This window comes from Rhizobium sp. 01T417 (assembly GCF_056398905.1).
On record NZ_JBFTQH010000069.1, the window covers coordinates 1 to 14,410 of the forward strand.

The following is a 14,410-nucleotide window of genomic DNA, read 5'->3' on the forward strand; positions in this document are numbered from 1 at the left end:
CTTCCCGGACGGAAGCCGTAGCTGTGCTGGCTGAAGGTCGGATCAAGGATTGGCTGAAGGACTTGCAGGAGCGCCTGTTGGATCAGGCGGTCCAGCACCGTGGGGATGCCAAGCTCGCGCTCGCCGCCCCCTGRCTTCGGGATCATCACSCGACGCACCGGCTGTGGCCGRTACGTCCCMTCCCGCAGGCTGTCGCGGATGGCAGGCCAAGAGATGCGYAGCRTYGCRGCCGTCTGGTCRATRTCCAGACCGTCCRCGCCCGCCGCGCCTTTGTTGGCCCGCACCTGCTTCCACGCCMGCAGAAGGTTCTCTCGCCGCAGGGCCACCTCAAGCAGCCCYGCGCCYGTGTCGTTCCCRATCCKCGGCGGGGGCTCGGCTTCGTCGCGACCGGAGCTCCGGCGGGCTTCCGGATTTACGCCACCGCCCATTGGTCACAAGAGCTTCGCGGTTTGTTGCCCGCTCGCCCTGGTCGGCATCGCCTCATATCCGGTTCTTGTCCATCGGCCCGCAGGTTCGATCCACGCTTCCTCCCCACGGTTGGTCACCCCGCCGCAGGTGCGCTTCACTTCGCTCGATGTGACCAGCTTACGGTGGGACTTCCACCCACAAGAATGCGCCCATGCTGGGCGCACAACAAAAAGCCGCCCGGATCGCTCCGGGCGGCTTCTCAATTCTTAAGACCAAGCTGCCGATTATTCGGCAGCCGGTGCGCTCTCGCCTGCGAGATCCTGCAGCATCGGCGTGGCGACATCGGCGCCCGTGCCCTTGCGGCGTTCCTCGAGGATCAACTCGTCGCGCGAGGTCGCGATGCGACGGATCTGGGTCATCGTGCCACCGGTACCGGCGGGGATCAGACGACCGACGATGACGTTTTCCTTCAGACCCTGCAGACCGTCGGTCTTGCCGGCGATTGCAGCTTCCGTCAGCACCTTCGTCGTTTCCTGGAAGGACGCGGCGGAGATGAACGACGGGGTCTGCAGCGACGCCTTGGTGATACCCAGCAGAACCGGATCGCCATAAGCAGGCTTCTTGCCCTGTTCGATCAGCGCATCGTTGACGTCTTCGAGCTCGATACGGTCGACGTTGTCGCCGACGATGTAAGTCGAGTCGCCTGCATCGGTGATTTCCACCTTCTGCARCATCTGACGGACAATCACTTCGATGTGCTTGTCGTTGATGACAACGCCCTGCAAGCGATAGACTTCCTGGATTTCGTTGACCAGGTACGAAGCGAGTGCTTCGACGCCCTTGATCGCCAGGATGTCGTGCGGAGCCGGGTTACCGTCGAGGATGTAGTCACCCTTCTCGATGTAGTCGCCTTCCTGAAGGTGGAAGGGCTTGCCCTTCGGGATCAGGTATTCGACAGGCTCGACACCGTCTTCCGCCGGCTCGATGATGACGCGACGCTTATTCTTGTAGTCGCGGCCGAGGCGGATCGTACCATCGATCTCAGCGATGATGGCGTGGTCCTTTGGACGACGAGCTTCGAACAGTTCGGCAACGCGCGGCAGACCGCCGGTGATGTCCTTGGTCTTGGCGCTTTCGAGCGGCGAACGTGCAAGCACGTCACCCTGAGACACCTTCTGACCCGGCTCGACCGACAGGATCGCGTCGACCGAGAGCAGGAAGCGGGCGTCACCACCACGGGACAGCTTCATGACATTGCCGCTGGCATCCTTGATGACGATTGCCGGCTTGAGGTCCGAACCACGCGGGGTCGAACGCCAGTCGATAACCTGACGCTTTGTGATGCCAGTGGATTCGTCGGTCGCTTCGAGAACCGAGAGACCGTCGACGACGTCTTCGAACTGAACGGTACCGGCCACTTCCGTCATCATCGGACGGGTGTAGGGGTCCCACTCTGCCAGACGCTGACCGCGCTTGACCTTGTCGCCATCGTCGACATGCAGCTTCGAACCATAGGCGACGCGCTGCGAGGAGCGCTCGACACCACGCTCGTCCAGGATCTGGACGGTCATATTACGGCCCATGGCAACGAGGTTGCCATCCGAGTTGCGCAGCAGGTTGCGGTTCTTGATCTGAACCGTACCTTCGTACGAGGCTTCCAGGAACGACTGGTCAACCACGGTTGCCGTGCCACCAAGGTGGAACGTACGCATGGTGAGCTGCGTGCCCGGCTCGCCGATCGACTGAGCAGCGATAACACCGACTGCTTCACCCATGTTGACCGGGGTACCGCGTGCAAGGTCACGACCGTAGCAGACCGAGCAGACGCCCGTCTGGATTTCGCAGGTCAGTGCCGAACGGATACGGATCGACTGGATACCAGCCTTCTCGATCTCGATGACATCGGGCTCGAGGATCATCTTGCCGGCATCGACGATACGCTCGCCAGTGACCGGATGATCGATATCATCAAGGGCGGTACGGCCGAGGATACGAGCACCGAGCGACGCAACGACCTGACCGGCATCAACGATGGCGGTCATGGTCAGGCCCTTGTCGGTGCCGCAATCGACCGAGTTGACGATGCAATCCTGGGCGACGTCGACGAGACGACGGGTCAGGTAACCGGAGTTCGCGGTCTTCAAGGCAGTGTCTGCTAGACCCTTACGGGCGCCGTGCGTCGAGTTGAAGTACTCGTTGACGGTCAGGCCTTCCTTGAAGTTCGACGTGATCGGCGTTTCGATGATTTCGCCCGACGGCTTGGCCATGAGGCCGCGCATGCCGCCCAGCTGACGCATCTGGTTCGGAGAACCACGAGCGCCCGAGTGGGACATCATATAGATGGCGTTCATTGGCTTCTGACGACCGGTGTTCGGATCGAATTCGACGGCCTTAATGCGGGCCATCATGTCTTCGGCAACCTTTTCGGTGGCCTTGCCCCAGGCGTCGACAACCTTGTTGTACTTTTCGCCCTGCGTGATCAGACCGTCATTGTACTGCTGCTCGTATTCCTTCACCAGGTTTTCGGTGTCGGCAACGATCTTCGCCTTGGTTTCCGGAATGACCATGTCGTCCTTGCCGAACGAAATGCCGGCGCGGCAGGCATGGGTGAAGCCGAGCTGCATGATGCGGTCGCAGAAAATGACCGTGTCCTTCTGGCCGCAATGGCGGTAGACCGCGTCGATCATCTTGGAGATGTTCTTCTTGGTCATTTCCTGGTTGCAGACGTCGAAGGTCACCTTGCCGTTCTTCGGCAGGAGTTCGCCGATGAGCAAGCGGCCCGGAGTCGTTTCATAGATCTTCGAGTACGGCTTGCCGTCCTCGTCGACCGACTTGAAGCGGCCGCGGATCTTGGTGTGCAGCGTCACGACCTTGTTTTCGAGCGCGTGATGCAGCTCGCCGAGGTCGGAGAAGGCCATGCCTTCGCCCGGCTCGTTCTGGTTCATGATCGAGAGGTAGTACAGGCCGAGAACCATGTCCTGCGACGGAACGATGATCGGTGCACCGTTTGCAGGGTGCAGGATGTTGTTCGTCGACATCATCAGAACGCGGGCTTCGAGCTGGGCTTCAAGCGACAGCGGCACGTGAACAGCCATCTGGTCACCGTCGAAGTCGGCGTTGAATGCCGTGCAGACGAGCGGGTGCAGCTGGATGGCCTTGCCTTCGACCAGCGTGGGTTCGAAGGCCTGGATTCCCAGGCGGTGCAGCGTCGGTGCGCGGTTCAGGAGAACCGGATGCTCGCGGATGACCTCGTCGAGGATATCCCAAACCTCAGGCTTTTCCTTTTCAACCAGCTTCTTGGCCTGCTTGACGGTCGAGGAGTAACCCTTGGCGTCGAGGCGGGCATAGATGAACGGCTTGAACAGCTCGAGCGCCATCTTCTTCGGAAGACCGCACTGGTGCAGCTTCAGTTCCGGACCGGTCACGATGACCGAGCGGCCGGAATAGTCGACGCGCTTGCCGAGCAGGTTCTGGCGGAAGCGGCCCTGCTTGCCCTTGAGCATGTCGGACAGCGACTTCAGCGGACGCTTATTGGCGCCGGTGATGACGCGGCCACGGCGGCCGTTGTCGAACAGCGCGTCCACAGATTCCTGCAGCATGCGCTTTTCGTTGCGGATGATGATGCCCGGAGCGCGCAGTTCGATCAGGCGCTTCAGACGGTTGTTACGGTTGATGACGCGGCGGTACAGATCGTTCAGGTCCGACGTCGCGAAACGGCCGCCGTCGAGCGGAACGAGCGGACGCAGATCCGGCGGGATCACCGGAACGACCTTCATGATCATCCATTCCGGGCGGTTGCCGGATTCCATGAAGTTCTCGACGATCTTCAAGCGCTTCATCAGCTTCTTCTGCTTGAGGTCCGACGTGGTGTCGGCAAGCTCGGAGCGCAGATCGCCAGCGATCTTCTCAAGGTTCATCGATGCCAGCATCTCGTAGATGGCTTCAGCACCGATCATGGCCGTGAACTGGTCTTCGCCGTATTCGTCAACGGCGAGCATGTACTCTTCTTCCGTCAGGAGCTGGTGCTCCTTGAGCGCGGTCAGGCCCGGCTCGGTGACGATGTAGTGTTCGAAGTAGAGAACGCGCTCGACATCCTTCAGCGTCATGTCGAGCAGCGTAGAAATGCGGCTCGGCAGCGACTTCAGGAACCAGATGTGGGCAACGGGAGCGGCGAGCTCGATATGGCCCATGCGCTCACGGCGAACGCGCGACAGCGTGACTTCAACGCCGCACTTTTCGCAGATGATGCCCTTGTACTTCATGCGCTTGTACTTACCGCAAAGGCACTCGTAGTCCTTGATCGGTCCGAAGATGCGCGCGCAGAAGAGACCGTCGCGTTCCGGCTTGAACGTGCGGTAGTTGATGGTTTCCGGCTTCTTGATCTCACCGTAAGACCAGGAAAGAATCTTCTCCGGAGAAGCAATCGAAATCCGGATGGAATCGAAGTTCTGTGCAGGCACCTGCGGATTGAAAAGATTCATGACCTCTTGGTTCATGCCTGTCTCCTTCATGGGCGGATGCGCCCTTATCTTGCATGGACGGCGGCAAATCCCGGGAGCCGCGCCAACGCTCAAAACGACAATAACCGCAGAATGCGGCGAAATCGTCCCTGCCCGGCCGACACGTAAGGGGCCAGAGCGGGAACGGTGTGCGCTGCGTTACAGCGCACACCCATCGGTGGTTACTCGGCAGCGTCCGGCAACTGGCTGGCCTGCTGCTCCTCGACCTTCGAATTCTCGAGTTCGACGGAGAGACCAAGCGAGCGCATTTCCTTGACGAGAACGTTGAAGCTTTCCGGAATACCGGCTTCAAACGTATCGTCGCCACGGACGATGGCTTCGTAGACCTTGGTACGGCCGGCAACGTCGTCCGACTTGACCGTGAGCATTTCCTGCAGCGTGTAGGCTGCACCGTATGCTTCCAGAGCCCAGACTTCCATTTCGCCGAAGCGCTGACCGCCGAACTGCGCCTTGCCGCCCAGCGGCTGCTGGGTAACGAGCGAGTAAGGACCGATCGAACGAGCGTGGATCTTGTCGTCGACCAGGTGGTTCAGCTTGATCATGTACATGTAGCCGACGGTGACCTTGCGGTCGAAGGGCTCGCCGGTACGGCCGTCGTACAGAACCGACTGACCGGACTCGTGCAGACCTGCCTTCTTCAGCATCGAGGCAACGTCAGGCTCATGCGCACCGTCGAAGACCGGCGTTGCGATGGAGACGCCCCTGCGGGACTGTTCAGCCAGCTTGACGAGCGATGCATCGTCAAAGTTGGCGACTTCGTCCTTGGCCTGCGACGCGTAGACTTCCGTCAGTTCCGTCTTCAGGTCGGTGATGTCCATCGTCTTGCGGTATTCGTCGAGCAGTTCGCCGATCTTCTTACCCATGCCGGCGCAAGCCCAGGCAAGGTGGGTTTCGAGGATCTGCCCGACGTTCATGCGCGAAGGCACGCCCAGCGGGTTCAAGCAGATGTCGACATGCGTACCGTCTTCGAGGAACGGCATGTCCTCGACAGGCACAATGCGCGAGACGACGCCCTTGTTGCCGTGACGGCCGGCCATCTTGTCGCCCGGCTGGATCTTGCGCTTAACAGCAACGAAGACCTTGACCATCTTCATGACGCCGGGAGGCATTTCGTCGCCGCGCTGAACCTTCTCGACCTTGTCCATGAAGCGCTGTTCGAGGCGCGACTTGGATTCGTCGTACTGGCCGCGGAGAGCTTCGAGTTCGCCCTGGACCTTCTCGTCCTCGACAGCGAACATCCACCACTGCGAGCGAGGATATTCCGAGACGACGGCGTTCGAAAGCTCGGTGCCCTTTTTGAAGCCCTTCGGGCCGGCGATTGCGACCTGGCCGCGTAGCATGTCGACCAGACGGCCGTAGACGTTACGATCGAGGATCGCCTGCTCGTCGTCGCGGTCCTTTGCAAGACGCTCGATCTCTTCGCGCTCGATCGCCATCGCGCGCTCGTCCTTTTCAACGCCGTGGCGGTTGAAGACGCGCACTTCGACGATCGTCCCGTAGGTGCCGGGCGGCATACGCATGGACGTATCGCGAACGTCGGAAGCCTTTTCACCGAAGATGGCGCGCAGAAGCTTTTCTTCCGGCGTCATCGGGCTCTCACCCTTCGGCGTGATCTTGCCGACGAGAATGTCACCGGGCTGAACTTCGGCGCCGATATAGACGATGCCGGCTTCGTCCAGGTTCTTCAGCGCTTCTTCCGAGACGTTCGGAATGTCGCGCGTGATTTCTTCCGGACCAAGCTTGGTGTCACGCGCCATCACTTCGAATTCTTCGATGTGGATGGAGGTGAACACGTCGTCAGCAACGATCCGCTCGGACATTAGGATCGAGTCTTCGTAGTTGTAACCGTTCCACGGCATGAACGCGACGAGCGCGTTACGGCCGAGAGCAAGGTCGCCCAGGTCCGTCGACGGACCGTCGGCGAGGATGTCGCCGCGGTTGACAACGTCACCCACGGTGACCAGCGGACGCTGGTTGACGCAGGTGTTCTGGTTCGAACGCTGGAACTTCTGCAGGCGGTAGATATCGACACCGGACTTGCCAGCTTCGAGGTCTTCCGTCGCACGGATAACGATACGCGTCGCGTCGACCTGGTCGACCACGCCGCCGCGACGGGCGCCGATAGCAGCACCGGAGTCGCGAGCGACGACCGGCTCCATGCCGGTGCCGACGAACGGAGCTTCAGCACGCAGCAGCGGAACGGCCTGACGCTGCATGTTCGAGCCCATGAGAGCGCGGTTGGCGTCGTCGTTTTCCAGGAACGGGATGAGAGCCGCTGCGACCGAAACAACCTGCTTCGGCGAAACGTCCATCAGGTTCATGCTGTCGCGCGGAGCGAGCATAACTTCGCCAGCATGACGGCAGACGACGAATTCGTCGGTGAAGGAACCATCGGCGCCAAGCTCGGCGTTTGCCTGTGCAACGTAGTACTTCGCTTCTTCCATGGCGGAGAGGTAAAGAACGTCGTTCGTCACCTTGCCATCAACGATGCGGCGGTATGGGCTTTCGATGAAGCCATACTTGTTGACGCGGGCGAAGGTCGCAAGCGAGTTGATCAGACCGATGTTCGGGCCTTCCGGCGTTTCGATCGGGCAAATGCGGCCGTAGTGGGTCGGATGAACGTCGCGGACTTCAAAGCCTGCGCGCTCGCGCGTCAGACCACCCGGGCCAAGAGCCGATAGACGACGCTTGTGGGTGATTTCCGAAAGCGGGTTCACTTGGTCCATGAACTGCGACAGCTGCGAGGAACCGAAGAATTCGCGAACGGCAGCAGCTGCCGGCTTCGCGTTGATCAGGTCCTGCGGCATGACCGTGTCGATTTCGATCGAGGACATACGTTCCTTGATCGCGCGCTCCATACGGAGCAGGCCGAGACGGTACTGGTTTTCCATCAATTCGCCGACAGAGCGAACACGACGGTTGCCTAGGTTGTCGATGTCGTCGATTTCGCCCTTGCCGTCGCGCAGTTCGACCAACATCTTGACCACGGCCAGGATGTCGTCCTTGCGCAGGATGCGGACGGTGTCTTCGACGTCGAGGTCGAGGCGCATGTTCATCTTGACGCGGCCAACGGCGGAGAGGTCGTAGCGCTCCGCATCGAAGAACAGCGAGTTGAACATGGCTTCAGCCGAGTCCATTGTCGGCGGTTCACCCGGACGCATGACGCGGTAGATGTCGAACAGAGCGTCCTGGCGGTTCTCGTTCTTGTCCGCCGTCAGCGTGTTGCGGATATAGGCGCCGACGTTGATGTGGTCGATGCCGAGAACCGGGATCTCGTCGAAACCGTTCTGGAGAATGATCGGAAGGGTCTTCTCATCGATCTCGTCGCCGGCCTCGAGGTAGATTTCACCTGTCGAGTAGTTGACGATGTCTTCGGCGAGGTAGTTGCCGTACAGATCTTCGTCGGTCGCCTTCAAAGCCTTGAGGCCCTTGTCAGCGAGCTGACGGAGCAGACGCGGAGTCAGCTTTTTGCCGGCTTCGACAACGACTTCACCGGTGTCGGCGTCAACCATTTCGGTGATTGCCTTGGCACCCTTGAGGGTCTCCGGCGTAAACGGAATGCGCCAGCCCTTGCCGTCGCGCTGATAGTCGGACTTCGTGTAGAAGGTCGACAGGATCTCTTCGCCGTCCATGCCGAGCGCCATAAGCAGCGAGGTCACGGGGATCTTGCGGCGACGATCGATACGGGCATAGACGATGTCCTTGGCGTCGAACTCGATGTCGAGCCAGGAACCGCGGTACGGGATCACGCGGGCAGCGAAAAGCAGCTTGCCGGAAGAATGGCTCTTGCCCTTGTCGTGATCGAAGAAGACGCCCGGCGAACGGTGCATCTGGGACACGATAACGCGCTCGGTGCCGTTGACAATGAACGTACCGTTGTTGGTCATGAGCGGCATGTCGCCCATGTAGACCGACTGCTCCTTGATGTCCTTGATGGACTTCGCACCCGTATCTTCGTCGATATCGAACACGATCAGACGGAGAGTGACCTTCAGCGGCGCGGCGTAGGTCAGGTCGCGCTGACGGCATTCATCGACGTCGAACTTTGGCGGTTCGAATTCATAAGACACGAATTCCAGCATGGAAGCGCCGGAGAAATCCGTGATCGGGAAAACGGACTTGAAGACAGCCTGAAGGCCTTCGTCAGGGCGACCGCCCTTGGGCTCTTCAACCATCAGGAATTGATCATACGATGCCTTTTGAACCTCGATGAGGTTCGGCATTTCTGTGACTTCGGGGATCTTACCGAAAAACTTGCGTACGCGCCTACGACCATTGAACGAAAGGGTCTGAGCCATCGTCGCTCCTTCAAAATTGCATCCGGGCCTGCAACGGACGGGAACCGATGGCCAGTCGACCCCGTCAATCATGAGTAGTTCAATCTCGTCTCACTTCCCGAAATGCGAGGCCGGATTGCCTTCGCGTCTCGGTTCGAGACCATCCTCTTGAAGAACCCATTACCCAAAAGCCGTTTTCACGCGGCTTTTGGGTAATTCGTTCAACGAAACGACAAATGGGAGGCGGGAAATCCCACCCCCCAGATGTAGTTCAAGATTACTTAACGTCGACCTTAGCGCCGGCGTCTTCAAGCTTCTTCTTGATGTCGGCAGCTTCAGCCTTGGAAACGGCTTCCTTGACAGCCTTCGGAGCGCCTTCGACGAGGTCCTTGGCTTCCTTGAGGCCGAGGCCGGTGATGCCACGAACTTCCTTGATGACGTTGATCTTGTTAGCGCCGGCATCCGTGAGGATGACGTCGAACTCGGTCTTTTCTTCTTCAGCAGCAGCAGCAGCGCCTGCACCGCCAGCAACAGCAGCAACAGCTACCGGAGCAGCAGCGGAAACGCCCCACTTTTCTTCGAGAAGCTTGGACAGTTCTGCAGCTTCCAGAACGGTCAGCGAGGAGAGGTCGTCTACGATCTTTGCGAGATCAGCCATGTTATCAGTTCCTTTTGTTCGGTTCGAACCGGTTGTTTATAAACAGCAAAAAACCGCCTTATGCGGCTTCGTCCTTCTTGGCGTAAGCCGAAAACACGCGAGCAAGCTGGCTTGCCGGTGCTGCAACAACGCCTGCGATGCGGGTAGCCGGAGTCTGGATCATGCCCAGCAGCTTCGCGCGCAGTTCGTCCAACGACGGCAGGGTCGCAAGCGACTTGACTGCATCAGCGTTGAGCGTCGTTGTTCCCATGGCGCCGCCCAAAACAACGATCTTATCGTTGGTCTTGGCGAAATCCACGACGACTTTCGGAGCGGTGATCGGGTCATTGCTGTAAGCAATGAGCGTCTGACCGGTGAAGAGACCAGAGATCCCTTCCGCTTCCGTACCCTGAAGGGCGATTTTGGCCAGGCGGTTCTTCGCGACTTTGACGGTACCGCCAGCTGCGCGCATCTTGGAACGGAAGTCGTTCATCTGCGCGACTGTAGCACCAGCATAGTGGGCCACGACAACCGAGCCCGAAGCCTTGAAGACTTCGTTCAGTTCCGTGACGAATTCGCGTTTTTCCGCTCTTTCCACTGCCTATCTCCAGTTGGCAGGACCTTTTTGACGGGCCCCACCGGGTTGCCTTTTGCCTCCTGGGATCAGAAGCGATCCCAAGCGACGCTTGAGGATCCTGTCCCCTCGCGCTTCGCGCCAAAGAAAGGCCGAAGGCACAAGGCATCCAAGGCTCGAACCAAATTCCTAGAAGCAGAACTTCATGCAATTCGGGTCTTACCCGTCTCATGCAGGCCAAGTGATTAAGGGAGAACCACCTGCAATCTCGGACAGGATTCCGGATTTCTCCGGAATACTCCGGCCCCTTTCGAGGCCGGAATTCTTTAGCCGGGCCGAAGCCCAGCGAAACTTACTTAAGCGGCCGCAACAGACGACGGGTCGATCTTGACGCCCGGGCCCATGGTCGAAGAGATCGCTACGCGCTTGACATAGTTGCCCTTCGCGCCAGCCGGCTTCGCCTTGATGACAGCGTCAGCGAAGGCACGGATGTTTTCTTCCAGAGCCTTGGCATCGAAGGATGCCTTGCCAACGCCAGCATGAACGATACCAGCCTTTTCGACGCGGAACTCGACAGCGCCGCCCTTGGATGCCTTGACAGCACCGGCAACGTCCATCGTAACGGTACCAACCTTCGGGTTCGGCATCATACCACGCGGGCCGAGAACCTTACCAAGGCGGCCGACGAGCGGCATCATGTCCGGGGTCGCGATGCAGCGATCGAAATCGATCTTGCCGCCCTGGACGATTTCGACGAGCTCTTCAGCACCGACGACATCTGCGCCAGCAGCCTTGGCTTCGTCAGCCTTGGCGCCGCGAGCAAAGACAGCAACGCGAACGTCGCGGCCCGTGCCGTTCGGCAGGTTGACAACGCCGCGGACCATCTGGTCTGCGTGACGCGGATCAACGCCGAGGTTCATGGCGACTTCGATGGTTTCATCGAACTTCGCGACCGCGCGCTCCTTGACCATGCCAATGGCGAGAGTCAGAGCGTAGAGCTTCGTGGGATCAACACCTTCGTTGATCTTCTTCGTGCGCTTGCCAGCCATGGTCTTATCCTACCACTTCCAGGCCCATGGCGCGGGCAGAGCCCTCGATCATCGCCATTGCACCTTCGATATCCGCTGCGTTGAGATCCTTCATCTTGGCTTCGGCGATCGACTTGATCTGAGCCTTGGTGAGCTTTCCTGCGGTCGCGCCCTTGCCAGGCGTCTTCGAACCGGACTGGATCTTCGCTTCCTTCTTGAGGAAGTAGCTGACGGGCGGCTGCTTCATCGCGAAGGTGAAAGACTTGTCCTGGTAATAGGTAATGACGACCGGGATCGGCATACCCTTTTCCATTTCCTGCGTAGCGGCGTTGAACGCCTTGCAGAATTCCATGATGTTAATGCCACGCTGACCAAGCGCCGGGCCGATTGGCGGGGACGGGTTTGCCGATCCTGCCTTGACCTGAAGCTTGAGCTGGCCTGCAACTTTCTTAGCCATATCTCTCTGCCTTTCATTGATGGCCGGTTACCCGACCAAGATGCCGGATCGCTCCGGCGGCTGCGGTTGCGTGGTTCGGATCCCGGGCCCGGCTAAGACCCCTCACCTTCCACGCGGTTCGCGGCTTGCGCCGCGGACGATCAGACCTTTTCGACCTGAGCGTATTCCAGTTCGACCGGTGTAGCGCGGCCGAAAATCGACACTTCCACCTTCAGGCGCGAACGCTCTTCGTCCACATCCTGGACCGTGCCATTGAACGAAGCGAACGGACCGTCGGAAACGCGGACCTGCTCGCCAATCTCGAAGGTAACAGATGCCTTCGGCCGCTCCACACCCTCCTGGACTTGACCGAGAATGCGCTCGGCTTCGGAATCCGGAATCGGAACGGGCTTGTTGTCGGAGCCGAGGAAGCCAGTGACCTTCGGCGTATTCTTGATCAGGTGGTAGGCCTCATCGGTCAGATCCGCACGAACCATGACATAGCCCGGGAAGAACTTTCGCTCGCTGTCGACCTTGCGACCGCGACGAACCTCAACCACCTTTTCGGTCGGGACGAGAATCTTTTCGAACAGGTGCTCGAGGCCCTTCTGACGAGCCTTATTCTCGATGTCTTCCGCGACCTTCTTCTCAAAATTAGAATATGCGTGGACGATATACCAACGTGCCGCCATGTTATATCTCCACCGATCAGCTGCCAACGTTGAGCACAAAGCTCAGAACCCAGCCAATAAGCTGGTCCGCGGCAAAAAAGAACAGCGCGGCAAAGATCACCATTACAAGCACCATGACCGTGGAGATCATCGTCTCGCGGCGCGACGGCCAGGTAACTTTCAACGTCTCGGAGCGAACCTGCTGTAGAAACGCAAACGGATTAGTTTTGGATGCCATCGACTGCCCACGCAATTACGGCGCGTAAAGCTGAACATATCAGCCCCACGCACCGCGTGTCTGTTGAACCCTACATAAACATCGATTCCCAATTGCACAAGAGGGAAACCGAAGTTTAACGAACTTAGCCATACGTCGCCTTTCCGGCCGAACTGCTGCGAGATGTCCGCGCAACTCGTTCAAGAAAGATGGCAGGGGCAGAGGGGCTCGAACCCACGACCTGCGGTTTTGGAGACCGCCGCTCTACCAACTGAGCTATACCCCTTTACGCTTTACATTCAGCTTCTTGACCGGACCGGCCGCGAAGCGCAACTGCAAGCATGGCGCTCCTTTAAGGCGGCGGCGCAGGATTGGCAAGTGCGTTTTTCTATTTTTCCAATCCCGCGTCGCGGAAACGCCTGCGATCAGACTTTCACATATTTGCGCCAGTCGTGCTCTTCCTTGAAACCAAGCACTTCGCGGATCTTGCGGTTGGAGAGCAGGCCCTCGTATTCGCCGATTTCGCGTGTGAACGGCACATTCGGATAGAATCGGCTGGCGAGTTCCTTCGACGGCGTGTTGGCCGAGACGGTGTCGTTCGCGGCGTTGAAGACCTGGAAGCCCAAACCGTCCTTCTCGGTGCAGAGGTGGCAGATCTGCCCGAGGTCGCGGGCGTCGATATAGCTCCAGGCGATGCGCTTGCGCATTTCGGGGTTGGCGAAATAGGTCGGAAACCTCTCGTACTCATGCGGCTCGATGACATTGCCGATGCGCAGCGCGTAGATGTCGAAACCCGAGCGTTCGGCAAAGGCACGCGCTGTCTTCTCGTTCACGACCTTGGAGAGACCGTAAGAATCCATCGGGTTGACGTCATAGTCTTCCTCCAGCGGAAACTGATGGAAGTCGCGATGGCCTTCCGCAAAGCAGACCCCATAGGTTGTCTCGCTGGAGGCAACGATGATCTTGCGGATGCCGAGCTTCACCGCGGCCTCGATGACATTGTAGGTGCCCATCGTGTTGATGCGGAACGTTTCGTTGTCGGGCTTGATGAGAATTCGCGGGATTGCCGCGAAATGCACCACGGCGTCGAAGGGTTGGACGCCCCTGCCCGCATCGAGGTCGGGAAAGTCGCGGTGCATCGAAAGCGCGTTGAAGATCTGGCCGCTGTCGGTGACATCGGCAATCAGGTTGGTCACGCCGGGGCTATCAAGCGGCACCAGATCGACGTTGTGAACCTCGTAGCCGGCGTTGACGAGCCACGGCACCGCATGGCGCCCTGCCTTGCCCGAACCACCTGTGAAGAGAATGCGCTTTTTCATCATGTCCTCCCTTATGAAATCGGAGGGATAGATAAAGGCTTTGCGTTCAAGCGCAAGGCCACTACCCGGCTTTGCGTTGTCACCAGACAGTGATGCCTAATTCAAATGACAGATACAGAAAGGGGCCCCGCTGTTTCCAGCGGAGCCCCTTCTTAGATCCGGATAAACCGAAGCTTACTCGACGATCGAGGCGACGATGCCGGCGCCGACGGTACGGCCGCCTTCGCGGATAGCGAAGCGCAGCTTTTCTTCCATCGCGATCGGAACGATCAGCTCGACGTCTACAGTGACGTTGTCGCCAGGCATAACCATTTCCGTGCCTT

The 14,410-nt window shown here is 59.2% G+C and carries 10 protein-coding genes and 1 tRNA gene; all 11 read right to left on the reverse strand.

Features of this window, described 5'->3' with window-relative positions:
- Nucleotides 1-692: 692 nt before the first annotated feature.
- Complete coding sequence (gene rpoC, locus AC1DPR_RS30750; protein ID WP_018860304.1) at nucleotides 693-4,904, reverse strand: DNA-directed RNA polymerase subunit beta'; 4,212 nt, start codon at nucleotides 4,902-4,904, stop codon at nucleotides 693-695.
- A 185-nt stretch (nucleotides 4,905-5,089) separates the two neighbouring features.
- The gene (gene rpoB, locus AC1DPR_RS30755; protein ID WP_018860303.1) at nucleotides 5,090-9,226 is read right to left on the reverse strand and encodes a DNA-directed RNA polymerase subunit beta; all 4,137 of its coding nucleotides are present in this window, start codon (nucleotides 9,224-9,226) and stop codon (nucleotides 5,090-5,092) included.
- A 256-nt stretch (nucleotides 9,227-9,482) separates the two neighbouring features.
- Nucleotides 9,483-9,863 carry a 50S ribosomal protein L7/L12 gene (rplL, locus tag AC1DPR_RS30760; RefSeq protein WP_018860302.1) on the reverse strand — a complete coding sequence of 127 codons (381 nt, stop codon included), beginning with the start codon at nucleotides 9,861-9,863 and terminating at the stop codon, nucleotides 9,483-9,485.
- A 58-nt stretch (nucleotides 9,864-9,921) separates the two neighbouring features.
- Nucleotides 9,922-10,440, reverse strand: a complete 519-nt coding sequence (rplJ, locus tag AC1DPR_RS30765; RefSeq protein ID WP_016553543.1) for a 50S ribosomal protein L10 — start codon at nucleotides 10,438-10,440, stop codon at nucleotides 9,922-9,924.
- A gap of 332 nt (nucleotides 10,441-10,772) precedes the next feature.
- Nucleotides 10,773-11,465, reverse strand: a complete 693-nt coding sequence (rplA, locus tag AC1DPR_RS30770; protein ID WP_113472075.1) for a 50S ribosomal protein L1 — start codon at nucleotides 11,463-11,465, stop codon at nucleotides 10,773-10,775.
- 4 nt (nucleotides 11,466-11,469) lie between these two features.
- The gene (gene rplK, locus AC1DPR_RS30775) at nucleotides 11,470-11,901 is read right to left on the reverse strand and encodes a 50S ribosomal protein L11 (RefSeq protein ID WP_007531592.1); all 432 of its coding nucleotides are present in this window, start codon (nucleotides 11,899-11,901) and stop codon (nucleotides 11,470-11,472) included.
- Between the two features lie 140 nt (nucleotides 11,902-12,041).
- Complete coding sequence (nusG, locus tag AC1DPR_RS30780; protein ID WP_018860300.1) at nucleotides 12,042-12,572, reverse strand: transcription termination/antitermination protein NusG; 531 nt, start codon at nucleotides 12,570-12,572, stop codon at nucleotides 12,042-12,044.
- Nucleotides 12,573-12,588: 16 nt separating this feature from the next.
- On the reverse strand, nucleotides 12,589-12,789 hold the full coding sequence (gene secE, locus AC1DPR_RS30785; protein WP_018860299.1) for a preprotein translocase subunit SecE: 201 nt from the start codon (nucleotides 12,787-12,789) through the stop codon (nucleotides 12,589-12,591).
- Nucleotides 12,790-12,978: 189 nt separating this feature from the next.
- Nucleotides 12,979-13,054: transfer RNA gene (locus AC1DPR_RS30790), tRNA-Trp, on the reverse strand.
- A gap of 139 nt (nucleotides 13,055-13,193) precedes the next feature.
- Nucleotides 13,194-14,087: an NAD-dependent epimerase/dehydratase family protein gene (locus tag AC1DPR_RS30795; protein ID WP_113472074.1), complete on the reverse strand. Its 894-nt coding sequence runs from the start codon at nucleotides 14,085-14,087 to the stop codon at nucleotides 13,194-13,196.
- Nucleotides 14,088-14,261: 174 nt separating this feature from the next.
- The coding region (locus AC1DPR_RS30800; RefSeq protein WP_477816249.1) for an EF-Tu C-terminal domain-related protein at nucleotides 14,262-14,410 on the reverse strand (149 nt) is incomplete at its 5' end.

What these genes read in the sequence shown, in the direction of transcription:
- rpoB (WP_018860303.1), bottom strand. Translation starts at nt 9,226, where the DNA reads ATGGCTCAGACCCTTTCGTTCAATGGTCGTAGGCGCGTACGCAAGTTT.
- rplL (WP_018860302.1), bottom strand. Translation starts at nt 9,863, where the DNA reads ATGGCTGATCTCGCAAAGATCGTAGACGACCTCTCCTCGCTGACCGTT.
- rplA (WP_113472075.1), bottom strand. Translation starts at nt 11,465, where the DNA reads ATGGCTGGCAAGCGCACGAAGAAGATCAACGAAGGTGTTGATCCCACG.
- rplK (WP_007531592.1), bottom strand. Translation starts at nt 11,901, where the DNA reads ATGGCTAAGAAAGTTGCAGGCCAGCTCAAGCTTCAGGTCAAGGCAGGA.
- nusG (WP_018860300.1), bottom strand. Translation starts at nt 12,572, where the DNA reads ATGGCGGCACGTTGGTATATCGTCCACGCATATTCTAATTTTGAGAAG.
- secE (WP_018860299.1), bottom strand. Translation starts at nt 12,789, where the DNA reads ATGGCATCCAAAACTAATCCGTTTGCGTTTCTACAGCAGGTTCGCTCC.
- AC1DPR_RS30795 (WP_113472074.1), bottom strand. Translation starts at nt 14,087, where the DNA reads ATGAAAAAGCGCATTCTCTTCACAGGTGGTTCGGGCAAGGCAGGGCGC.